We start from the raw sequence: 25,742 nt of genomic DNA on the forward strand, positions 1-25,742 counted from the left end.
TTTCATGGTGTGTGCAACCTTTCTTCTTATAAATTAGTCTATAGCTATAGAACACAAAATGAATGAAGAGGATCTTGTAAAAAAATGTGTCTCTGGAGATGATAAAGCGCAATTTGAATTATTCAATCGCTTTTCATCTACCATGATGGGCGTTGTGTTGCGATACATCAACGATCGGGAAAGAGCAGATGATGTTTTACAAGATGGATTTATTAAAGTTTTTAATAATCTTCATCTTTTTGAAAGTAAAGGTTCTTTGGAAGGTTGGATACGGCGAATAATGGTAAATACCTCTTTAGATCAAATTCGTAAGGACAAAAAAGATAAGTTTAATATCGAATTAGATGATTCTTTCATAGAAATTGTCCAAGAGAATGAAGTCGAAGGAACATTACAAGCCGAAATTTTGATGAATTTAGTTCAGCAATTGCCTGACGGTTATAGGATTGTTTTTAACATGTATGCAATTGAAGGATATAGTCACAAGGAAATCGCAGATAGACTTAATATCTCAGAGAACACATCAAAATCTCAGTATTCACGAGCTAAAGCCGCTTTACGAGAAGTATTAGAAAAATTAAATATTGAAAGATAGAGATAACATAGAAGAATTGTTCCAAAAAGAATTAGGAAATTATCATGCAAAGGTAAATCCTGAATTGTGGAAAGGGATCCAAGCAGGAATCCAAATTGGAGGAACTGCTTCTAGAGTGGGAACTTCTATTGGTGTTATTGGTAAAACTATCATTGGTATAATCTCTATTGCTGCAATTACTACTGGTGTTATTATGGTGAATAATACTCGAAACTTTGAAAAGCACCCTGTAGAACAACAAGAAATAAAGCCAGAGCAGGTAACGACAGAAACAAAACACGAAACAGTATCTTCAGGTGATAATAGTGACCAAACTAAACTAACTTCTGATACACAAACTTCTCATAAATCAACTCCAGATATGGAAATTACCTCTTCCGTAACAGTTGTTGAAGATAATTATGTAAAAAATGATGTTGCCTTACCATTTGAGAAAGTATCAAATACTCCTGTTTCTTCTCAAGAAACTAACCCGACAACTAAAGAGGGAAGTAAAGAGAATAAGTCAACTTCTACTATTACAGAAGTAGATTCATGGGAAGACGTAGAGGTTGTTTACAGTCAAAATAATCAGTTTGTAAAGTTTTCTATTCAGAACTTACCAAGTCAAGCTGAAGTGATATGGGATTTTGGAGATGGTAGATTCGAACACGCTGTTAATCCAGACCATTTCTACGAAAATTCAGGAAATTATCAAGTAAGATTGACTGTTCAAAATGGCAATCAAAAAGTAGTCAAAGAAACACTTGTTAAAATTGTACTTCACGGAGAAATTACCAACTTACCTAACATCTTTACACCAAATGGTGATGGTAAGAATGATGAGTTCTTTATTTCTTATAAGAACATTGAGAGCTTCCAAATTACGGTAATGGATCAAACGCAAAAGGTTGTATTTACGTCAAACGATCCCGATTTTAAATGGGATGGAACTGATTTATCTGGTAATCCGGTAAAAGCAGGTACGTATATCTACATTATTGTAGCTAAAGATAATGCTGGCAATACTATCAATAAATATCAGCGTTTAGAAATAATGCGATAATTGTTTTTTCCTTGCACATTTTCTTAAATTTGTGTCAATTTCTAATACAAAATGGTATTTAGCAGTAGCCTGTTTATTTTCTATTTTCTGCCGATATTCTTGATTTTCTATCATTTTTCAAAAAATGTAAGTTACAAGAACATTGTTATCCTGTTATTTAGTCTTCTTTTTTATAGTTGGGGAGCACCATATTATGTTTTTGTAGTAGTAGGCTTTACAATCTTCGATTTTTATGTCGTACAGTTTATGCACAATCAAACCAATGAGCGTAGGAAACGACTTCTCTTAATGTTATCTATTACAACAAATCTTGGGCTTTTAGCTTACTTTAAATACGCTAATTTCTTTGTGGACAATTTCAATAACTTATTGATGCATATTGGATTTCATGCAATTACGTGGACTAAAGTTGTACTTCCTATAGGGATCTCGTTCTTTACATTTCAAGCACTAACTTATTCTATTGATGTATATCGAAAGATTCATGCTCCTGCTAAAAGCGTGTTACAGTATTTGGTGTTTGTGACATCTTTTCCGCAAATGATTGCAGGACCAATTGTTCGTTATACTGCTGTTGCTGATCAGTTACCTTATAGAGAAGAAAAATTAGATGATAAACTGATAGGAGTGTATCGTTTTTGTATTGGCTTAGCAAAGAAGGCTTTAATTGCCAATGTAATGGCTGAACAGGCTGATGCAATCTTTGACGGAGATTTAATTAACCTCCATGCAAAAGAAGCGTGGGCCGGTATGCTGGCATATACTTTTCAAATCTATTTTGATTTTTCAGGATATTCCGATATGGCAATTGGATTAGCTAAAATGATGGGATTCCATTTTCCTGAGAATTTTAACTCTCCTTATATCTCAAAAAATATTAGTGAATTTTGGCGTAGATGGCATATTACCTTAGGAAATTTTATGCGTGATTATCTATACATTCCACTCGGAGGGAATCGCGTAAAATCAAAATCTAGATTGTTTTTTAATCTATGGCTTGTTTTTATTCTTTCTGGTTTGTGGCATGGTGCTGCTTGGAATTTTGTACTTTGGGGCGCCTTTCATGGGTTATTCCTTATATTAGATAGATTATTTCTTATAAAAATACTGAATAAATTAGGGAGCATATTCTCTATTCTCTTCACTTTTATAATTGTTATGTTTGGCTGGGTAATCTTTCGTTTGGAAAAAATGGAAGATATTGTTTTGTACTTTAAAGGGTTATTTAATTTTGAAACGAGTAGCTATGAGTCTTCGATGGAATTTAAAACTATTCTTGTTATAGCATTCCTATTTGCTTTTATTGCTGTTTCACCTATTGGGAAAAAATTAGTCGTTTTCTTTTATGAAAAGGAAAATTACTCTTTAAAAGCTAATACGTTATTCATGATATTGTCAATTGTATTGCTTATACTAAGTGTGAGTGCTATTACTTCATCTGGCTTTAATCCATTTATTTATTTCCGTTTTTAATATGAAGAAGGAATGGCCAACATATTATAAATATTTTCTACTCGAGGTTTTCTTGCTTGTTTTGTGCTTGCCTTTGCTCCAAAAGAAACTCACTTTATTTGAATTGAAGCCGTTATCGGGCGCAATAGAGGCTCCAGTTGCTCCTGGTTTTGGATGGATGGATTGGATGGATGGAAAGTATCAATCACTTAAGGAGAATCAGATTAAAGAATCGATTGGTTTTTATCCACTTCTTATCCGCTTATATAATCAACAACAATATTTTCTATATAATGATACTCATGCACAGGGAGTAATTGTAGGGAAAGAGGATTATTTATATGAAAGAGCATATATAGAAGCTTATCTTGGAATGGATTATTTGGGTGAAGATATTATACAGGATAAAGTCCGAAAGCTGAGAAGAATTAGTGATACATTAAAAACAAAAAACATTGAGTTGGTTGTTTTACTTGCGCCAGGGAAAGGAACATTTTACTCAAATTATTTCCCTGATAAATACAACTCTGCACCTATAAAGAGAAATAATTATGAATCTTATCGCGATGCATTTCATAGCACGGGCATACATTTATTAGATTTTCAAAACTGGTTTTTAAGTATGAAAGGAAGAACTCCTTACCCTCTATTTTCTAAAGGAGGAATTCATTGGAGCTATTATGGTGAAGTTTTGTCTGGAGATTCACTTATCAAATATATGCAACAGCTGCTTCCAAATTATCAAATTCCATCATTAGAAATTACAAAAGTTATTTCAGATGGTGAAATAAGAGAGCGTGATAATGATATCCGAGAAGGATTAAATCTTTTGCTAAATAATTTTTCAGAATTTAATTTGGCATATCCTTCTTTTGGTCTGGTTGTGCGTTCGCAAGATAAAAATAAAGAAAAGGCAAACGTTTTGGTTGTTTCTGATAGCTTTTATTGGGGTTTATTTAATTGGGGAATGTCTAGAGATGTATTTAATAATAGCGATTTCTGGTATTATAATGAAATGATTTACCCAGAAAGTTATGAAAAAGAAACTCGTGTTCAGGATATTGATATGAAAGCACGGGTAGAATCTAATCAAGCAGTTTTGCTTATTTGTACAGATGGAAACTTGCATAAATTTGCTTTCGGTTTTATAGATCAACTATATCAACAGTATTTTCCTGAATAAATAAAAAAAATAGGCTACCCATCGGGTAGCCTATTTTATATACTTTACTTTGACTTTACTATTGCTTTACAATCTTAAAGACTCTTTGACCATCCATATTAGAGATTCGTAGGGTATAAATACCTTTCTCTATATGTTGAATGTCTAATTTAGCTGTATTTGCATTGTTAAAGATTTTATTCTCAACTAATACTATACGACCGTTGATATCTAGCAATTCTGCTTTAAGATCAGCAGCTGTTGATGTATTTTCTATGTTTAGTATATTAGTTGTCGGGTTTGGATATACTATAATATTTGCGAACTCTTCAACATCCAATGAATTGTAATCACAAGTACCATCTACTATAACCTCAACTAATGTAACATTATCTGCACAAGTTTGGTATTCAACTGTGTAAGTATAATTATAACTTCCAGGGATGTTACTAGCTATAACTGAGGTATTTGTAAGCGTTTGGTTATTAAAATCTACCCATGTACCATCTGTTACAAAGCTTCCAGGTGTAAGTGCATCAAATAAATCAAACGGCTCATTTCTACATACTGTAAAGTTAGATACAGCAATACCTGCTCCTAAACTATCTAAGCAAGGGTCAGTTCCTAGAATAACGTTTAGGGTATAATCCTCAACCTCACCATAAGATAAAACATCACAAGGCGTTCTATTTATATAGTTACGAATACGTATTCTTGTAGTACCAAGAATTGCATTTGAAGGAACTGTAATGCTAGCAGAATAGCTGTTTAAAGAAGAAGATGTACCAGTATTCGAAGAGAATACTTCTTCACTTGCTTCAAAACTACCACTTTGATCCCAGTCAATCCAAATACTAATTCCAGGAGAAGCACCACTTTGTGCATCAACATTAATTTGGAAAGTTGAATCAATTGGAACTTCTACTACCATATTTGTATAATCACCGTATTCATTTGGTTCAATTCCAGTTCCTAGATTACTGATGTTAATATCCCCACCAGTTGTAGAAACATTATCAATCCAATACAATCCACCTATAGAAGCAGGAGGAGGGGTACAATAACACTCATTAGCTGGCTTTATAGAAACTGTTATTACATTAGAAGTGTCAGCTGTTGATGTTAAATCACAACCAATGATTAAACGGTAATATGTTTCTGAAGTAATACCACCAGCCACGTCATAAGTATACCAGTTAGCTCCTGTTATATTAGACCAACTTGTTCCATTTGTAGAAGACTGCCATTGGAATTCTAATCCATTAGCAGGGCTAGATGCACCTACTGTTGCTAGTGTGAAATCTTCGTGTGCACAGATGTCTATGTCTGAAGCTGTTCCAGCAATAGGAGTTCCAGTACAGTCGTCTAATGGCAATACAACGAATGTATAATCTTCAAATTCAGTATATTGAGTTACTTCACACGGTTCTGGTCCACTATCATTTAACCAATGAATTCCAATTCTCATTCTAGTTGCACCAAGAACGGCAGTATTTGGAACGGTGAAAGTACCTACTACAGGCTGTCCTACTGAATTATAACTTGTAGAAGTATATACAGCTTCACTTGCATCAAATTGTCCATCCTGATTCCAATCTACCCAAACTCTTGTTCCGAAGCTAGATGATGAGGTATAGTTTGCTGTAAATGTAACATCGACAGTTCGAACTTGTGTTACGGTATCTGTTGCGGTGTAATCACCATATCCATTAGGAGAAAATCCAGTTCCTAGATTGCTAATGTTTTGTACTCCTCCAGTAGTAGAGAAGTCATTAATATAATAACTAGGTCCAGTTCCACCAGGTGTACAATAACATTCGTTATAAGGTTTTAGATTAACAGTAACAACATCTGATGTATCGCTATCACCACTCATAGTACAAACTACAATTAATCGTAATTCTAATGTGTCAGTAAATGCACCAGCTGGGTAGTTAAGATTTGGCATATTCATACCAGGTATATCTGCCCAAGTACCATTTAATTCACGACCTTGCCATTGATAGGTAATTCCATTTCCAATAGTAAAACCACTTACTGTAATATCAAATGGTTGGTTTTCACAATTACCAAATGTTAGAGGACCATCAATAATTCCTGCATCTGGAACACCAGCACAGTCTATCAATGCCATAATTTCTACTAAGTAATCTTCTGTTTCACTATAGATACCGTCAACAAAACAAGGATCTAAATTATTTCCATCTTCATAATATGTATATTGTACTCTTAATCTATGAATTCCTGGAATGTTTGACGCGATAAACTGAGGGAAGTTAACTGTAGAGTTTGCTTGAATAGTATTAGCAATGGAAGCAACCATCTCAGAGGCTTCGAATGAACCATTATCATTATAGTCTATCCATATAGCAGCTCCATGAGCTCCACTTCCAGAACCTGAAGATAGAGAAGCTGTATAAGATAACATGGGAATAAGTTGAGCAGGTGCAACAATGCCAGTATAATCACTATATCCATTTGCAGTAATATGCACACTACTTACTGAAGTATTATTAATACTCTCAAGTGTAAAGTTTACAATATCGTCATCACTCATAATTAGTCCAGTAGGTACACAATAACAATCTGTAACAGCGTTTAATGTAACAGTAACAACATCTGTAGTATCAAAATCTGTATTATTACAAGATACAATTAGTCTAAATTCCATAGTATCTGTAAATCCACCAGCAGGATATTGTAAATTTGGTTGGTTACCAACTGGTGCAGGAACAGCTGTCCATGTTCCACCTAACTCACGTGCTTCCCACTGATATGTAATACCATCCCCAAAAGTGAATCCAGTAACATTGATATTAAATGGCTCATCAAGACAGTTACCAAATGTTAATGGACCACTGATAGTTCCAGCATCAGGAGTTCCGGAACAAGGTATAAGTGCATCTATTGTTAGCGTAAAATCTACGGTAGATCCCTCATCTACTTCCTCGCATGCATCAAAATCGTAAGAACCATCCCAATCCCATGTACCTCTAACGCGCATTCTGTAGTTACCTGGAGCAACTCCAGCAGGTATTGTGATGGAAACAGTTTGAAGCATATCTCCATTTTGTTGTGCCATCAATTCGGTAGAAAAATCATCATCAAATTGACCATCCATATCCCAATCCACCCAGACTTTAAAAGTAAATTGGTCATTATTTAAATAATTTGAACTTAAATCAAATGTTTGAGTTGGATAAGAAAGAAAACTTTGTGCAGTTTCATCTGCATAGGATCCCAAAGGATAAGAAGATGTAGAATAGTTTATGTCTGTTAATGCTCCATTTGTGGTAATTGTTTCTAAGTATGAACCTGAATAAGAAACAGATGGTTCACAATAACACTCATTTGCGGGTTTTACTGTAACAGTTATAATATCTGAGGTGTCAGAATCAATTCCATTACAAGTAACAATCAATCTAAATTCTAAATCGTTTTGGAAACCCCCTGCAGGATAATTTAAATTAGGTGATGATGCTGCATTTTGCCAAGGAAGCGAACTTCCTACTTCATGTCCCTCCCACTGGTAAGTGATACCATTTCCAATGGTAAAACCACTCATATTAATGGTAAATGCTTTATCTGCACAAACGCTAAAAGTTGAAGGACCAACAACGGTTCCTGCACTAGGAGTGCCAGAACAAGCAGAAAGTGCTAAAACTTCTATATCATAATCTTCAGTTTCCCCCCAAGTTTCTGATATACAAGGATCAATATCGTATCCACCATATACTAATCTAACTCGCATTCTATGAACACCAGGTATAGCTGTTACAGGAACAGTAAAATTAAAAGTCTCTGTATTGCTGTTCATTCCTAGTCCATTAGTGTTTGCTATTTCTTCAGAGGAATCAAAAGTACCATCATCATCATAGTCAATCCACGCTCTAACCTCTTCAAATTGTGGCGAAGAATATCCTGTACCTACAGTTAAGTCATAAGAAAGACCAGGAACAAGATCAGGTACATCTAGACTTCCACCGGTATTATCCATATAACTACCTGTAGAACATCCACTTGGGTTGTTTAAAGTAATGCTTGCCCCTTGAAGAGATACAAGGTTAATATCGTCTCCACCACTACATCCAGAAGAATACGTAGGAGTACAATAAGTTTGTGCATTGACATTAAATCCAACTAAGGATAATGTCATAAATAAGAATAATTTTAGCCGATTATTCTTATGAGGGCTTAATTTAAATCCTTGCATAAAATATTATTTTAATGAAAGTACAAATTTAGAATAAATAATTTTTCCATCAAATGAATATGAGTCTATTATTCCTTATTATTGGAAAGCTGAAGTGGATTTTTACTAATTTCTTTGATGAAATTTCGTGTTCTAAATATATCGATTGCTAGGTAAATTGCACTTCGCATCGATTGTTCGTCAGCAACATCTTTCCCTGCAATATCAAAGGCAGTTCCGTGATCAGGAGAGGTTCTGACTATTGGTAACCCTGCTGTAAAATTTACACCTTCATTAAATGCTATTGCTTTAAAACCTGTTAAGCCTTGGTCGTGATACATAGATAATACGCCATCAAAATTTTTGAATTGCCTGCTTCCGAAGAATCCATCAGCAGGATAGGGGCCGAAAGTTATGATTCCTTCATTCATTGCTTTCTGAATGGCAGGAGATATAATTTCAATTTCTTCTTTTCCCATTTCTCCTTTCTCTCCAGCGTGTGGATTTAACCCTAATACAGCAATTTTAGGGCGGACTATTCCAAAATCTTTCTTTAGACTCTTTTCAAATTCTTTTATTTTGTTTAATATCTTTTCTTCAGAGATTTGATTAATGGCTTCTTTGAGTGAGACATGTGAAGTCACAAGTGCTACTCTTAGATCACCAGCAACCATAAGCATAAGAGCTTCTTTTTGCCCAGATAGATCAGCTAAATATTCAGTATGTCCCGGAAATTTAAATCCTGCTCTATGGATTGTCTCTTTGGAGATAGGAGCCGTAACTAGTACGTCAATTTTCCCAGCAGCTAAATCTTGTGTGGCTTTCTCTAGTGATAAAAAGGCATATTTCCCTCCTTCTTCAGTTGCTTTTCCTAATTCTATATTTGCAGCATCTTTCCAGCAATTTATAATATTTACCTTTTTATCTTGGATTTCTGAGGCATTTTCGATACCATGAAAAGTAAATAAGTCATCTTCAATCGCTTTTTTATGAAAAGAAATCAATTTAGATGATGCATAAATTACGGGTGTACAATCTATAAGTATTTCCGGATTACGAAGTGCTTTTATGGTGACTTCAGGACCTATGCCATTGATGTCACCAATCGAAATCCCAACTCTGATTGTTTGTTTTTCACTTTTTAGATGTTCTGCCACTTTTCTTTATTTTATGCAAAAATAATAAATGCTGTAGATTTACATGTATGTCTATTCATTTTGAATAAAAAAAGGGAACCGAAGTTCCCTTTCCTTATCGTGATATTTTGTTATTTTTCTCTAATAAGGTGAACGAATCCATGGTCTTCAACTACTTGATCCCCTGAACCAGTTGCTTTGAATTTAAAGAAATACGTTCCTTCTGTACAAGCTACTCCAGTATTATTAACTTTTCCATTCCAAACAAAGTTCACATCATCACTTTCAAAGACTGGATTACCCCATCTGTTCACAATCACAATCTCTAGGCTCTCAGCATTCTCTAGATTGATTGTAAATCCATCATTATCTCCATCTCCATTAGGAGTAAAAACGTTAGGAGTGGTATATGTAAGAGGTAAATAAACATATATTATCTTTGAGATTTGATCGGAACATCCTCCTGAATGTGTGGTTAATGTCACCGTATATTCCCCATCCTGAGTATAAGTCATGTGTTGGTCATCTTGATTGTTTACAGTAATTCCTGAACTATTTCCAAAATCCCAGTCATAACTATCAGCTGCACCAGATGTATTTGTAAATGTAACATTTAGAGGTGCTGGACCCTGCTGTGGCGTTGGAGTGAAATCAGCTTGCGGTGGAGGAAGTTGCTCTATAAAAATACTATCAAAAGCAGAACATACAGCATCAGTAATTGTAAAATAATACCATCCTGAAGGTTTGTCTTGCCATACAGAAGCCGATGTATTATTAGGATTGTTTTCACCTGGTCCTGTCCAATTATAATGAACCGTACCTGTTGCACCTGTAGCAGAGCCAGATACCCAACCATTATCTAATCCACAATCTGCTGGATTCTGAATCATTGTGTCTATTGCGAGAGTTTGATTGACTATAATAGTTGCTGTATCTATATATTGGAATCCACAACCATCGGTTACTGTTATATAATGGTCATATGTACCATTTTGTAAAGCTTCGTAATATGCTGTATCGCTTGCCGTTCCATTGTCCCATAAGAAAGTAAAAGGAGGAACAGTTCCTGTTGCACTTGACCAAACCTTAGCAGAGTCAGTAAAGCAATAAATAGAAATATCTGTTGTATTTACATTAATTAATGTATCTAATACGATTAGCTGTACTGTTGTATCATAATGACAACCAAAGTTATCTGTAACGTTGAATGTATAACTATATGTTCCTGGTAAACTTGGTTGTACTACGATATTAGTATCTCCTGATAATCCAGAAATAATAGTTGGATCTGGCGTCCAATATGAATCAGTGATTGTATTTTGATATGTTTCATTATCAGGGTATAAAGAAGGATCAAAAACAATACCCCAACTAAATATATATCCATCATCTATAGACCAGTTATCCTTTACGTGTAAAGTCCAGTTACCATTTAATGGGCATCCTGCAAAACCACTAAATGAGTCTTCTGGAGCATAAACCCCGTTTGGATTCATGGTTTGTCCAGGAGAGGGAGCTGTTGGAGGAGTAGGAATAGTATTCGTTGTAAAGGTTGCTGCAAATGATCCCCAATTGTTATTCACTGAAGAGAAGCAATAGTCATACCCATTACCTGGGCCACCACCTCCTGAATCGTCAATAGGTTCACCTAAAAATCGGTTACCCCCACCAAAACCACCTGGAATTGATCCAGTGGTATAGGAATTAAAGATAGTTACAGCTGTTCCATTTGGACAAACTAACCACATTTCAAGGTCACCTAAATAACTGTGTTCCATATTTACACACATGCTTACAATATCTCCAGCATTTGTGAGAGTAGAACCAGCAGGAAATCCACTCATGTGAATATCTGTTGTATATTCGGCATTTGAACCATCGGGTAAAAATGTTAAACCAGCGTATTCCCCACCAATTTGGAATGCATTTCCTGGCACTTGAACCCCTACGGTATCAGAAGGAGTAACCCCCCCCATTAAATCAGTATGAGCTTTAAAACAAACAACAGGATCTAAAGGGCCAGAGCCTGTAAAGCTAGGTGTAGTACTTACTCGAATTTTGCATTTAGAAGATGTGTTATGCGGATAGGAATCTGTAATCATTAAACTTACAAAATATCCTGAAGCATCTTGTGGTTTAAACCAAACTTGTTGTGTATTGGCAACCGAACCATCACTAAACTCCCAAAAGTAAGAAACGTTTGATTGAGTTTGTGAATACCCCATTCCATTGTTTTGAAGAGAATACGGGAAATTTGGATTAGCTACTAAAAGCACGGAATCACCTTGACAAATATCTACATATCCCGTGTCTAATGGATTCATAGCATTACTTCCTTGTCCATTGATATATCCTTCAATATGCATCTCAATTGGTTGTGGAGGTGAGAAACATGCTAAATTAGCAGCCCAACCTGTTGCTTGATTTGCACCATCTGAATGAAATACAAAGGTTAAACATCCTGTTGGATTTTGCCATGATGCAACTACTCCAAAACCAGAAGGGTCGGTAGCATTATTATAAGCACCGATTAATGGATATGTAGCATCTGGACCATCATAGATATAAAGAGTATCACTTGGATCCACATCCCATGATAATCCCATACCACCAAAAGCAGCACGAATCTTTGGTGTTCCATTTGGAATATCCGGACAAATAGTGAATGTTTGATTTGCATTTGGGCTATAATTTCCACCTGCACCGCCATCATCATAGAAATTAGCAATACCAACGTCCGTATTGGATGAACAAGTTACAGGGCTATTAGGTGGATAACTAGGACCTGTTATACTAAATTGAGAAAATAGTACAGAGGTAGAAAGTAATCCAATAATTAAACTCGTGATCTTTTTCATAATTATTATTTGATTTGCATAATGGTATTCTTGGAATAAACAATAGCTATTTTGTTGGTTCCTTTAAATTTAAAATACTGATTTCTATTGTCTAGTAAATCAACCCCCAAGCTTATAAAAGTTTGAGGAGTAGATGGATCTGCATCTAATTCACCATCAAATTGGATTGTTTTTCCATCTTGTTCAAAATATTCACCGATAGATACGGCTACATCTAATGCCCTTACTAGGATAGAATATTCATCAGGGTTGTTTTTTTGCATGCTTACTAATTCTGATTCAGAATATCTTGGCAAAAGTCGTTTATCAATATTTTGAGAAAAACCAATGCTAGCAAAGCAAAATAGTGTCATAAATAATACTGTTTTCATCGTGTAAAATTAAGTTAAAAAGACGAAGTTACGATAAATAGACGATTTGTCACAAAGAATGGTTGCATCTTTTTGTTTTTTTTAATCAGCAGTGCATTTATAAAAACTAATAAAATCATTGATTTTTACTGCATATGAAATGTGTTTAGTCAGCCCTCGATACATTTTTCTTTGAAAAAATACTCGGTCTGATAGTTTATCTAGATGTCAGACCGAGTATTTTTGATGATAGGAGAGAATGTATTAAGGGTTGACATCATAATCCTCAATTTACTTTAAATACGCAACAAGTTGTATTCAATCTATATAAATGAAAAATTAATTAGAAATTGAAATGAATACTATCTTCCTCCAGGCTTACGAGTTGGTTCTTCTCTTGTTGGGGTAGATTGATGGGGGGCTTTTTCTTGTTCTTCTTGATTTGGCGTAGTTTCAATAACTGGTTTTTTCCCCTTTCCATTTCCTTTATCTTCATCTGCATTCTCATTCGATTTTTCTTGAGTTGATAAACAAGGACTTAAAATAGGATTCTCATTTGTTCCAACAATTGGTCGTCTTTGAGATTTTACACATATATTCCAATTGATGCCTATTCGTTTAATTTCTACTGTTAAGTTTCCTATGAAATTATAATAACTACCAGAATTAAGTGTGTAATCGGCTCCGTTTACAAGTGCTTTTCCTGCAGAAGATGTTTTGAAAAATACTCCTGATGCTGGACCATTATATGTGAATTGTGTATTATTTGTTAAGGTATTCAGATTGTATGTTCCTGTAGGTGTCTGAATGCACACATCATATTCCTTTACTTTTGTATCAATGAACACGCCACACACTGGATCAGGAGTATTCGGTATATTGATATCTATAGGAGTTTTTGTTTCAACTACTCTATTGATAGAAGAACTTGCCATATCTTCACCAGCTGAATTAACTCCTTTTATTGTAAAATCATTCTTTCCCAGTTTTAGATTGACAGAAGAAATAATTTCTCCGTTAGAAGCATTGAATGTGAATTTCTGTTGGTCAATCTTTTCATTATTAAGATAAACAGTAACGTTTTCTTTTGCAGTTACATTCTTTACATATCCTTTTAGTTCATATATAGAAGTTGAAGTAGATAAGCCTGGAGTTGCAGGATTAATAAATCCGACAATGGGTTTTTCTATAACTGGTTCTCTCTTTACTTTTATAGTTACCTGATCAGTTGCTGTTCCATCGTTGTTAGTGACTTTAATTTTAACACTATTACTTTCCTGAGATAGGGAAGGACTTATATCAATTTGTTTAGTTGAACTATTAAAATTGAAATTAGTAACGATTAAATTATTGACAGTTACCTCTATCTGCTGTTTTTGAGTGATGTTTTCTACTTTTGCTACCACTTGTTGTGTTGTTCCAGTTGTAGTAAATGGATTTGTAGCCGGAATGATTATCTTCACAGTTGGAGGTAAAGCGACTATTTTCTTTTTCTGAATTACCCTTGAATCGGTTGCACTTCCAGCGGTATTCGTTACATTAATCTTAACTAAATGACTCTCTGAGGTAATAGGGAGATCAAATTCGATTAATTTGGAAGATGTGTTGAAATTGAAAATTGAGATCACTCTATTATTATCTAATATTTCAATCTCTTGTCTTTTAGTTATATTCTCTGCTCTAGCAACAATCCTTTCTACTGTATTGGAAGTAGTATATGGATTAGCTTCTGGAGTGATTATCTTAACTGTAGGAGGTAAAACAACAGCCTTTTTCAGTATAATTTGAATATCATCACTAGCTTCTCCAAAAGCATTTGTAGCAATTACAGTAATATAATTCATTCCTGTCATCAAACTAGCATTGAAAGATACTTTCTTCGTACTGGAATTAAAGTTAAAATTGCTTGTGTTTACACCATTAATTCTCACCTGAAGCTGAGCTTTTTCATTTATGTTTGTAACAGTTGCCTCTACTGGTTCTACATCTTTTGATGTATTGTATGGTTTATTATTTGGTTTAATAATCTTTACTGTAGGAGGAGTTCCTTGTGGTGTAGTTTCTCTGGAGTAAATTAATACGGTTTTATCCATATCAATCCCTTCTTCATTAGATGCTATGATTTTTAATTCATTCACCCCTGACAATAAAGTTAAGTTTGCTGAAAAATTAACCCCAGATTGGCTGCTAAAACTGAAATCAGAGAAAGGCTTGTCGTTAAAGGTTACTGTCAATTGATTCCTCGCTTGTATATTTTGAACGTTTGCCTTTACAATATAATTTTCTTGATTTACTATATAAGGACTGTATTCAGGTGAAACTATATTTACTACAGGTGGAAGCCCATCTGGAGTCTCCTCTTCACGGAAAATAATTACCTCATCTTGATCAGTTCCATCCGCATTTACCCCCACTAATTTAAAGATATTATTCCCAGGAACGAGAAGTATATCTGTTTTGAAGGTTTTATTATATGGTGTGTAGATAAATGATGTATATACTTCTCCATTTTGTGTAAATGTAAGTTCATTTGCACTATTTACATATTGAACGTTTGCCACTAAAGAGAATACCTCATCTTGTGTAACTGTAGAAGTAGTATAAGGGTTAGTAAATTTGATTATAGGAGGGCGTTTTGGAGTGGGAACTGTTGTTTCATCTCGCCCGTTATTTGGAGGAGTTGGTTGTGTAGGTGTAGGCTGAGGATTGGTTGGTTGTGGTGCAGTTTCTGGCTCTGGTTGTGTAATTGGAGGGGTGATGTGATCATCACGATCTTTCGTAATGTTTCCTTTAGGGAAATACCATTTGATATAGAAACTAGTGTAATGGTAAATATCATTCTTAAATTTGCTTGGCTTCCCTTCTTGAGTTACAGAAGTACCATCAAAATAATCACTGCGGAAGAAAGTAGAACGATGCTCTAATCCTATGGACCAACGGGCATTGATAAAATACCCTATACCAATCCCTATACTAGGTAGAATGGTAGATGCTTCTTTACGAGTTTTATTATAGGCTTTTCCTTTACTGTTTTTATCCAATGGCACAGTATATTCTTGTTTGATAATATCTCCAGAAGGATGTGTATCGTATGGATATATGTTCCACCCAGCGCCTTCTGTATATTCAGAAAATAAATCTCCTTTTGTTTGTGTAAGCGTGTAACCTAATCCTCCAAAAATATAAGGATCAATTCCATATCGTTCACGTAAACGATTAAAGTGTAAGGCTAATTCCAATGAGAAATCCGTTTGTCTGGCTCTAAAATTTTGAACAACCATACCAATTGTATCATAGTATTGCTTTACTGCAAAGTTGTTCCCAATAGAACCAGTAGCTTTTGTATCTTGACCATACCAACTTCCTCCAATTACACGAAAGCGTAAATCAATGGAAATAGGAGAACTATACTTTTGATTAAATGAATAGCCTAAATTGATTCCTGCACCGATTGGAAAACGTTTTTTTACGTTTTTTACATCGGAGGTATGCCATGTATGCCCTAAATCTAGACCTAAAAACCATCTTGAAGTATTGTCATAATCATCATAGTTAATTTTTTGCCCAAATGAGGATGAGCCAACTAAATAGATTAAAAAGATTGCAAATATAAATCGTGTCATAATGTTTATTTTTCTCTTGGTATCCAAAAACTAAACCAAGGATTGTACAAAATAAAGCAAAAATTAGATAATTTCTTAATTTTTTGGAAAATAGACTATTTAGAAATGAGATATCTTTCCATGATCTATCTTATTTTTCAGCATAAATAACATAAAATAATATTATCTTCGTTTTCTCTAAAAAGATTTAGAAGCAAATGACATTCAGATATCTCATCTTCTGTTTATTTAGTTCCCTAATATTTCACGTGACGTGGGCACAAGAATCCTATAATAATTGTGCAAATGCCATAGAATTATGCCCAGGTAAGAAATTTACTTTAAATAACATCAATGCGAATGCTACTGTTTGCTCAAATTGTGAAGATGATTTTACTTTTTGCTTTTCAGGGAAGAACACTATCTGGGCTACATTTAAAACCAATGATTTAGGTGGAACTGTCAATGTGAATTTTTCAAATTTGGTGTTCCAAAACCTCCCAGGACAAGGGAATGAGTTGCAGGCTGCTTTCATTGAAGCTACTCTGCCTTGTATTTCTTCTTCCTACACATTAATATCAAATTGCCAAGCAAATGGGACAGGGAATTTTTCTATTACAGCTACTGCCTTACCTCCCAATACGACTTATTATTTAGTCATAAATGGATCCTTTGGCACCTCCAAATATGCGGAAGCAACTTTTGATGTGCTTGTGAATGGACCTGGAGCAAACAGAAATCCTTGGTTTGGTATTAGCTCTAGTTCTGCAACTCTTTGCAAAGGGAATGCTATTACCGTTTATTCAAAGGCCTTAGGTTGTGATGAGCAATCTGTTACAGAATGGTATGTAAATGGAAGTCACATGGGAACTACTATTGATACTTTTTATATATTTAATTATCTTCAAAATGGAGATGTGGTTTCCGCCAAAACTTCTTGCTTCAATCAATGTAGAGATACTGTTTATAGTAATACACTAACCTTTACCGTGTTAGACTTTCTTGTAGATGCGGGCGAAGATAAATATATTAAAGAAGGAGAAAGTGTTATATTAAATGGGCAAACAACAGGCACTAATGTTGTGTGGACACCTAATTATGAAATAAGTGATCCCAATACAATAACTCCTATAGTGAGTCCATCCACTACCACAACCTACTTTCTAACAGCTGATAATGGAATTTGCTCTATTACAGATGAAGCAACAGTATTTGTTGAGAGTGGATTGGAAATACCAAATACATTTTCACCGAACGGTGATGGAATTAATGAAACATGGGAGATTTTAGGAATAGAACAATATCCAGATTGCAGTATCCAAGTATATACGCGTTGGGGACAATTAGTTTTTCAGACTACTGGATATACTGTAGAGAAAAGATGGGATGGAACTTCCAAGTCAGGAAATAAACTAGCTTCTGGGGCATATTTCTATGTAATTAATCTCCGAGATAAACAATTTGATAAACCATTAAAAGGTACAGTTACTATTGTAAGATGAGAAAAAAAGGATGTATTCTTATTGGATTACTATTTGTGTCATATATGGTATATGGTCAACAAATTTCGCAATATTCTCAATGGTCTTTTAATCAATTTGCTATTAATCCAGCATTGGCAGGTGTAAAAAAATGTTTAGATATTCGTACAGCCTACCGTGCGCAGTGGATAGGAATTGAAGGCGCACCCCAGAGTGGTCTGTTTACAATTAACGCTCCTTTGTTTAAAAGAGCAAAAAGGTATCGTGACTTTTTTCATGGTATCGGAGGAAAGATCGAGCGTGATGCTTTTGGACCTCTCAGCAATTTTTCTGTTGGATTGGCTTATGCCTTACATATACCACTTGGAAAAGAGCAACATTTAAGTTTTGGAGTATTGGGAGGTGTGCAACAGCTTGGATTTGATCAAACAAAAGTAACTACTATAGATGCAGACCCTGCTGTAGCTCAATCTTCAAATAATTTTTTATTTCCTTTAATAAGCTTTGGTGGTTGGTATTCTGCTCAACATTTCTTTGTTGGCGCTGCTGTTGATCAGTTGGCCATGAATAAATGGAAAAATATTGGGTTTGCATCTCGTTTCCGAATCCATACAAAAATTCAGGCAGGGGGGAAATTCTCATTTGAGAATGGAAATTCTATTTTACCAGTACTTTTAGTAAGAATTCCACCTGCTGGACCGATGAGTATAGATTTCAATGTTATGTTTGATATTAAGAACACGGTTGTTTTAGGTTTAGGTTATCGTAATACGGATGCATTGATTGCTTTCTTAAAAGTGAGCATTGGTAAATTTTCTATTGGGTATAGTTTTGATTTTATTACCTCCTCTATTCGTGGAGGAAATTTCCATACACATGAAATCTCCCTTCAATTTAATGGCTGTAGAGAAAAGGCTAGATCTCAGAGTGCTTGCCCACTATTCGAATAGTAAATCAAGAATATAAATGATTTAACTGCAAAGAACGTAGAACTTCGTGATATTTACGGTTAAAAATAAACAGTTAGCCTTCATTAAAACAAAGCAAAAGGGAATAATATTTGTATCTTTACAGCAAAAAAAAATTATTATGAAAACAATATTGTCTATCTTAATTTTAATCTATCCATTAGTAATTCTTTCACAAAATGAAGAACAGCCCCCAATCATTTTTGAAGGAGTAGCAGTTTCAGCTACAGAATTTTTTATTGATAGTACTGGAAAGGCAAATACAAATACTACTGGAGAATATGGTTTAAGAAGCGCATACACAACAAACACTTCTTATCTTGTTAAAGTTACAAGAGTATTGAAAGGGCATGAATATATAGATACTGGTTATGTTGAAGTAATTACAAAATTAAGCCGTAACCACATCAACAATAATGGTAAATACGAAAATTATATACCCAATATGTATCCTGGAATCTTTTTTATGGAATTAAATACTATTCCTGCAACATTAGAAAGGGAAACGGATAATAAAAATATATTACAACCTTTCCATTTTAAGCCTATGAAGATTGATTTAAATAGATACGATTGCGCTGGTGTAAAAAGTAATAATTACAACATTTTCTATAAAACCGAGGAAGACCTTGCAAGATTTATGAATGAAGAATATGGTGTTGACTATCTATATGATACTGATTATAGTGATGTTCCTAGTGATAAAGTAAATGACGAAAGTTCTCAAACTAAAAAAAAAAGTGTTTTCTTAAACGATGGTTCAGCAATAAAAAACAATAATTATCAAGAGAATCTCATTAATTACAATCAGTTTATCGCCAATTCAGAGATCAAAAAGGCTAATCAAACCGAATTTACTGCGAAATCTAGCCATACTCTAAAACTTGAATTGGGCAACGAAACTATGACGGATGATGTTAATTTCCGGTATTACGAGTTTGATATTTTAGCAAGTGATATTGAAGGAGGTTATTTTGACAATTTACTTATTCGTTTAACTTATAATACAAATGCATTTGGAAGCAATCTTGTAACAAATGGAAATGTAATTATAACAAGAGGAGCAAATTTTAATCCAAATACATACATTGACCCAAACATTAATGTGATCGATGAAAATAGTTCAACCTTAGGCATTCCTTTTGGATGCGAATTTAATGCGGTTTCATTAAATAGAACAAAACTTTCTTCAATTCCTCAACAAATTCTTCACGTGAAGATTACTATTCACCAGTGCGAACTCCCTGTAAATATTGAGTTTTTCGATATCTTATTTACGCCCATTTTCTCTTTTTATACTATAAATTCCAATGATGAATCAACTGATATCTATTCATACGATTCTACTGATTACGGAATATCTATCCAAGATGAACTTTGCAAACCAATAATCACTTCTTTTACTCCTTCAGTTGCAACAGGAATTGGGGAAGTAATTACTATAGAAGGAAAATATTTTGGTGAAGATAGATTTCATAATAATGGATTAGATTCAGCTCAAGTTAGATTTAGAAATGCGGATGTAAATTCGTCAAATTTTCCGACCTCGCATTTAACTCGTTTAGACCCAATAGACTACTTGTATTGGTCTGATACTGAAATTAAAGTTTCTGCAACTTCCTTAATAGTGTCAGAAAATAATGCTGGTATTGGAACAGGTAAATTCATAGTTAAAAACAAATGGGGTGATAATACAACTTCAAATACTGAGTTATTTGTAGAATATTCTATTCAAAATCATGGTTTAGATTATGGGAATGAATATCTTAAGAAGCGAGGTAATCTAATCTACGATACAACTGGTTATGTCTTTGCTTTCAATTCAGAAATTTTAAATGACTCAATAAAAAAAGTAGTAACGGAGAAAGCCATTAGAGATTGGGCGTGTCAAACAGGCGTAAATTTTAAAATACTCTACGATGACTTATCACAAACTCCAAATTCATTGATATCAATTGGTAGTTCCAAGACCAACTCAACAGATCAATTTGCATATACTGACCCATTAATTTCTGTTACATGCTTTCAAGATGAGATAACAAAACATGAAATATTTGTAACTGGATTTGAAATAGAAATGAATTCTGATACTCCTTGGGATTATTCATTAAATAGTGTATCTCCAACTAAGTTCAGTTATTACTCTGTCCTTATTCATGAATTAGGTCATGCCCATCAATTAAAACATGTTTTAAATGCAGAATATGAATTAATGAGACCTACAATTGCATTGGGACAAAGTAGAACTTTTAGCCCTAATTTATTTGCGGGGACAGATGATGTAATTAATTTTAACGCAACTAATAATTATATCAATTGTGATCAGTCTCCAATGGTATTCGGAGAGCCTGATTGCACAACAAATTCAATTACAGAAAGCCATATAGATGAAGATGTTTTTGTTTATCCAAACCCATTTACTGAACAAATCATAGTTGATTTTAATTCAAATAATGTTTTAGGAACTGAAGTGAAAATATATAATCTTTTAGGCAAGGTTGTTCATTCATCTTATTACAAGTCTATTCAACAGCCAATTATACTAAATTTAAAGAATATTAATAAAGGAATTTATTTGTTAAAAATAAAAACTGGTGATAGGGTTCTTGATAAGAAAATAATTAAATCTGAATAAATAATTTTAACGAAACGCTAACACAGTTTATGGAAATGGCTAATAAACGCTTTGTTTCTATGTTTCTTGTTAGAATTTGAGCTGTTGATTTGAGATTTAGGTTTACTTAAAAAGTACCACTTCCCGTTTCCTTAACTATCTATTTGTCCCCTCTGGGAACATAACCTTGTTAGGCTGTGCATTGAGCAGAGGAAGAGCTTTTTGTAAAATACGCGTTCTACGTCCCGTAGTATCCTCTGGTTCCACTGGGTATTGTACAACGGCTTCTAACCATGCATATTGATTTACACGAAAATAGACTGCTGGTTCCCACTTTTCAAGCTCATGAGGGATCATATAGGAGTATCGTTCTTTAAAATCTTCCATGGTGGCAGCTAAAAGACATCCTTCCACAAATTTCAGATCACTAGTGTAAGCAATTTGGATAGGAGTTTCGTTCCAAATGAAAGGCTCTTGCGGACCAGAATAATTGATAACTTCTGCTTTTAGGATGATACTATTAGGGAAGCGTATAATTCGACCACTGCTTCGATCATTATCGAGATATTCTCCACTACATTCAAGAATAGTTGTGTCTAAATACCCAATTTCAATTACATCTCCTCTTTTCCCCTCAATTTGTATCCTATTTCCTACCTGATAAGGACGACGAAATACAATATAAACCCATGCGATAAATGATGTAATGGGAGCTTGAAGCGCGAAACCTAAGACTAAAGAAATTAAACCAAAGCTAACTGCTGCTGCATAAAGATTTTGAAATAGGAAAGCAATGACGACAATAAAAATAAGAATGACTGTAAGTAAATTGGTAATTCGATGTAGATTATATCTATCTCCTTCAACTTCTGTTTCTTTATCAATAATGCGAGATGCAATTCTGCTAATTGCAAAAATAATGGTAATGATGAATATACTTAATGTGAGTTTCTTTAAGAAAGGAAGCAGACTTCCGAGCGATGAAAATATTTCTAAATTAAGTAAGTAATGTAGGATAAGTACAGATATAGCAAATATTATATACACACCTATTCTGTATTTGGGTCTTTTAAAAGTCATTTGCATAAGTCATTTTATGGACTACTAAAATAGTAATTATTAAAAAGCACCTCTATTTTTGAAGTGATAAACTATCTGATTTTCGTTTGAGTTCTATCAAATCATCTACAGTAACTCCTAAACTATCAGCAGTATGTTTTAATTTTAACAAATCATCTGTAGATATATTATTATCCTCTTTGAATGGTTTAATCTTATCTACCCACAACATACTTTCCTTCATAAATGGAAAAGTCTGAATAGTTATCTTTTGAATAGGTTCATACAAAAGCGAAGCATCTTTAGTTGTAGAAGGGATAAATTTCCCTTTGTCATCATATCCTTCCAAAATGGTTAGTAGAATAGAAAGAAGATATACTACTTTGATAATTCCTAATATCATTCCTATGAGTTTGTTTAGAAGATTGAGTTGCATAGCCTTTACCACTCCTTCAAGCATTTTTCCAGCAAAATAAACCATAGCCCCAATTGCTAAAAAGGTAATGGTGAATGCAATAATTGGTATATAACTTCCCTCAGTTTCCGTATTTTTTAAGATAAGGTTAGACGTCCAGTCGCTAAAATGGATAGCAATATAAATTCCAGTGAGTAAGGCTAAAAGCGTAAATACTTCAATAATAAATCCTTTCTTGAAGCCAAACCAAGCTCCTATACAAATGGGAAGAATAAGTAAAATATCTACATAATTCATGATACAAATATAAAGACACGAGACTATGCTACTTAACTCAATCTAAAATCTTGCTAACATGTTTTTTTTGAAAAGATAGTCTCTCGATTGTTAGTTATAAAATAAGATGAAACTGTCTTTATTCATGTTATAACCTAATATTTATCATGTGCCTTTATGATTGTTATCAAAACAACCGAAATAGTTTATAAAACATATCCCTTAATAATAACGAATACGTATTTTTGCTGAAATTTAAAAACTATTGAAATGAGAACATTAAAAAAATTATCAAACAAGAAAACATTATTTTTCTTTGCACTTGCAGCAGTAGGTTTACTCTCTTCATGTGCAAATAAAAATGATGGAAAAGGAAGAGTTGAAAAAATCAACCCTTGGGATATTAAAGTAGAAGGAGAAATGATAGCAGAATTAACTGCGCCACCATTTGTTCCTAAATCTACTGCTGACCGAAAAGCAACAAAACTTATTGTTGATATGGAAATCTTGGAACACGAAGCAGAAATGGTAGATGGTGTTTCCTACACTTACTGGACTTTTGGAGGGACCGTTCCTGGAAGCTTTATTAGAACTAAAGTGGGAGATGAAGTGGAATTTCACTTAAAGAACCATCCAGACAATAAATTGCCTCACAACATTGACTTACATGCTGTTACTGGACCGGGTGGAGGTGCTTCCTCTTCTTTTGTAGCTCCGGGTAGAGAAATTGTCTTCTCTTTTAAAACATTAAATCCGGGCTTATATGTTTACCATTGTGCGACAGCTCCTGTAGGTATGCACATAGCAAACGGTATGTATGGTTTAATCTTGGTTGAACCAGAAGAAGGTTTACCACCAGTAGATCATGAATTCTATATTATGCAAGGTGATTTCTATACGAAAGGTGCTTATGGAAAACCTGGTCACCAACCATTTGACATGCAGAAAGCTATTGATGAACAAGCAGATTATGTAGTATTTAATGGTAAAGTTGGAGCTTTAACTGGAGACAATGCTCTACAAGCAAAAGTAGGAGAAACTATCCGTATTTATATGGGTAATGGTGGACCAAACTTAGTATCTTCTTTCCACGTAATTGGGGAGATTTTTGACAAAGTATATGTAGAAGGAGGGGATTTGATTAATGAAAACATTCAAACAACTTTAATCCCCGCTGGTGGGGCTGCTATTGTTGAGTTTAAAGTAAACGTACCGGGAGATTTAGTCTTAGTTGATCACTCTATTTTTAGAGCATTCAACAAAGGAGCTTTAGGTATTATCAACGTTGCAGGAGATAAGAATGATGTGGTATTTAAAGGTAAAATTCAGGAAGGTATCTACTTGCCTGAAGGTGGTGTAATTCAATCTATGCCAAATGGAACAGCTAAAGAAGAAGGACCAATTGTAGAACTTTCTCTTGCTGATAAAATTGCAAATGGTGAGAAATTATACAAGAAAACATGTTTTGCTTGTCACCAACCGGAAGGGCAAGGTATTGAAGGTGCTTTCCCACCACTCGCTAAAGCTGATTACCTAAACGCAGATGTAAACCGTGCTATTGAGATTGTGTTGAGAGGTAAATCTGGTGAAATTAAAGTTAACGGAAAAACTTACAATAGTGTGATGCCTGGCCAGAACTTGACTAATGAAGAAGTTGCCTCAGTATTAACTTATATTTATAGTCAATGGGGTAACAACAAAACAGAGGTTACTCAGGAAATGGTTCAGAAAGTTAGAACTAAAAAGTAATTTATAAAATTAGAGCCATGCTTTTTAGATTGTTTTCTATAGTATTGATTTCTTTATTCTCTCATTTCATCTATGGACAATCTAAAGGTATGGCCTTAATTAAAGGAGGTAGCTTTAAACCTCTGTATGTTACGGGTCAAGATGCAATCAAAGTAAATGATTTTGAATTAGATATTTACCCAGTAACTAATGTAGAATTTCAACGATTCTTGATTGAAAACCCAAAATGGCAGAAAAAGAATGTACTTGCTTTATATGCTGATAGTCATTATCTCAGTCAATTTGATGAAAGCTTAAAACTAAAAAATGGGTTTAAACCAAATGCACCTGTCACTAATATTTCTTGGTTTGCCGCTCGTGCCTACTGTGAATGTCAAGGGAAAAGATTAGCAACCGTTGATGAATGGGAATATGTTGCACGTGCCGATCAAACAAGTAAAGATGCTTCTGATAAGGAAGGATTCACAGCATACATCTTAAGCTGGTATGAGAAACCAAATTCGTATGACAAGGTAATTGGAAGTACGTTTAAAAACTATTGGGGAGTGTATGATATGCACGGCTTGGTTTGGGAGTGGACGTATGATTATAATTCTGTATTAATCTCAGGAGAATCTCGCAAGGATTTAGATGAAAATGCTAATCTCTTTTGTGGTGGTGCTGCTGTTAATGTGGAAGATCTAAGAAATTATGCTGCTTTTATGCGTTATGCGTTTAGAGGTAGTTTAAAATCCAATTATTCTGTGAAAAACTTAGGATTTAGATGTGCTAAATCTGTAAAATAATAA

At 34.2% G+C, this 25,742-nt stretch carries 16 protein-coding genes; 9 read left to right on the forward strand and 7 right to left on the reverse strand.

Going from position 1 to position 25,742, the window contains the following annotated elements; genetic code table 11:
* Nucleotides 1-58 precede the first annotated feature (58 nt).
* The 4 genes from M9897_02100 to M9897_02115 are packed head-to-tail and all read left to right on the forward strand — an operon-like array spanning nt 59 to nt 4,275.
* The gene (locus M9897_02100) at nt 59-595 is read left to right on the forward strand and encodes an RNA polymerase sigma factor (GenBank protein ID MCO5267670.1); all 537 of its coding nucleotides are present in this window, start codon (nt 59-61) and stop codon (nt 593-595) included.
* Entirely contained in the window at nt 585-1,640 is a 1,056-nt protein-coding gene (locus M9897_02105; protein MCO5267671.1) for a gliding motility-associated C-terminal domain-containing protein, read from the forward strand. The genes M9897_02100 and M9897_02105 overlap by 11 nt, the downstream gene beginning before the upstream one ends.
* A 51-nt stretch (nt 1,641-1,691) precedes the next feature.
* Nucleotides 1,692-3,113: an MBOAT family protein gene (locus M9897_02110; GenBank protein MCO5267672.1), complete on the forward strand. Its 1,422-nt coding sequence runs from the start codon at nt 1,692-1,694 to the stop codon at nt 3,111-3,113.
* Between the two features lies 1 nt (nt 3,114).
* Complete coding sequence (locus M9897_02115) at nt 3,115-4,275, forward strand: hypothetical protein (protein ID MCO5267673.1); 1,161 nt, start codon at nt 3,115-3,117, stop codon at nt 4,273-4,275.
* A gap of 58 nt (nt 4,276-4,333) precedes the next feature.
* Here the strand turns inward: M9897_02115 and M9897_02120 are convergent, their stop codons facing one another.
* The 5 genes from M9897_02120 to M9897_02140 all read right to left on the reverse strand — a co-directional run bounded on the left by M9897_02120 (nt 4,334) and on the right by M9897_02140 (nt 16,413).
* The gene (locus M9897_02120; GenBank protein ID MCO5267674.1) at nt 4,334-8,467 is read right to left on the reverse strand and encodes a GEVED domain-containing protein; all 4,134 of its coding nucleotides are present in this window, start codon (nt 8,465-8,467) and stop codon (nt 4,334-4,336) included.
* A gap of 68 nt (nt 8,468-8,535) precedes the next feature.
* A complete protein-coding gene (pdxA, locus tag M9897_02125) occupies nt 8,536-9,603 on the reverse strand; it encodes a 4-hydroxythreonine-4-phosphate dehydrogenase PdxA (GenBank protein MCO5267675.1) in 1,068 nt (355 codons plus the stop codon).
* Between the two features lie 110 nt (nt 9,604-9,713).
* The gene (locus M9897_02130; GenBank protein MCO5267676.1) at nt 9,714-12,440 is read right to left on the reverse strand and encodes a gliding motility-associated C-terminal domain-containing protein; all 2,727 of its coding nucleotides are present in this window, start codon (nt 12,438-12,440) and stop codon (nt 9,714-9,716) included.
* A gap of 5 nt (nt 12,441-12,445) precedes the next feature.
* Nucleotides 12,446-12,811 carry a hypothetical protein gene (locus tag M9897_02135; protein ID MCO5267677.1) on the reverse strand — a complete coding sequence of 122 codons (366 nt, stop codon included), beginning with the start codon at nt 12,809-12,811 and terminating at the stop codon, nt 12,446-12,448.
* A gap of 341 nt (nt 12,812-13,152) precedes the next feature.
* Nucleotides 13,153-16,413, reverse strand: a complete 3,261-nt coding sequence (locus M9897_02140; GenBank protein MCO5267678.1) for a porin family protein — start codon at nt 16,411-16,413, stop codon at nt 13,153-13,155.
* Nucleotides 16,414-16,610: 197 nt separating this feature from the next.
* Here M9897_02140 and M9897_02145 point away from each other — a divergent pair, with 197 nt between their 5' ends.
* The 3 genes from M9897_02145 (at nt 16,611) to M9897_02155 (ending at nt 21,476) form a co-directional block, all read left to right on the forward strand.
* The gene (locus M9897_02145; GenBank protein MCO5267679.1) at nt 16,611-17,894 is read left to right on the forward strand and encodes a gliding motility-associated C-terminal domain-containing protein; all 1,284 of its coding nucleotides are present in this window, start codon (nt 16,611-16,613) and stop codon (nt 17,892-17,894) included.
* Entirely contained in the window at nt 17,891-18,823 is a 933-nt protein-coding gene (locus tag M9897_02150; GenBank protein MCO5267680.1) for a PorP/SprF family type IX secretion system membrane protein, read from the forward strand. The genes M9897_02145 and M9897_02150 overlap by 4 nt, the downstream gene beginning before the upstream one ends.
* A gap of 139 nt (nt 18,824-18,962) precedes the next feature.
* Nucleotides 18,963-21,476: a T9SS type A sorting domain-containing protein gene (locus M9897_02155; protein MCO5267681.1), complete on the forward strand. Its 2,514-nt coding sequence runs from the start codon at nt 18,963-18,965 to the stop codon at nt 21,474-21,476.
* A 135-nt stretch (nt 21,477-21,611) separates the two neighbouring features.
* Here the strand turns inward: M9897_02155 and M9897_02160 are convergent, their stop codons facing one another.
* Together M9897_02160 and M9897_02165 are read right to left on the reverse strand one after the other, a co-directional pair.
* Nucleotides 21,612-22,535, reverse strand: a complete 924-nt coding sequence (locus M9897_02160; protein ID MCO5267682.1) for a mechanosensitive ion channel family protein — start codon at nt 22,533-22,535, stop codon at nt 21,612-21,614.
* A gap of 52 nt (nt 22,536-22,587) precedes the next feature.
* A complete protein-coding gene (locus M9897_02165; GenBank protein ID MCO5267683.1) occupies nt 22,588-23,226 on the reverse strand; it encodes a CvpA family protein in 639 nt (212 codons plus the stop codon).
* 249 nt (nt 23,227-23,475) lie between these two features.
* Between M9897_02165 and nirK the strand changes: the two genes are divergently transcribed.
* Both nirK and M9897_02175 read left to right on the forward strand, forming a co-directional pair.
* Complete coding sequence (gene nirK / locus M9897_02170) at nt 23,476-24,954, forward strand: copper-containing nitrite reductase (GenBank protein ID MCO5267684.1); 1,479 nt, start codon at nt 23,476-23,478, stop codon at nt 24,952-24,954.
* Nucleotides 24,955-24,971: 17 nt separating this feature from the next.
* On the forward strand, nt 24,972-25,739 hold the full coding sequence (locus M9897_02175) for a formylglycine-generating enzyme family protein (GenBank protein ID MCO5267685.1): 768 nt from the start codon (nt 24,972-24,974) through the stop codon (nt 25,737-25,739).
* Nucleotides 25,740-25,742: the final 3 nt, after the last annotated feature.

It is taken from the genome of Brumimicrobium sp., from assembly GCA_023957385.1.
Lineage (GTDB): Bacteria > Bacteroidota > Bacteroidia > Flavobacteriales_D > Crocinitomicaceae > Brumimicrobium.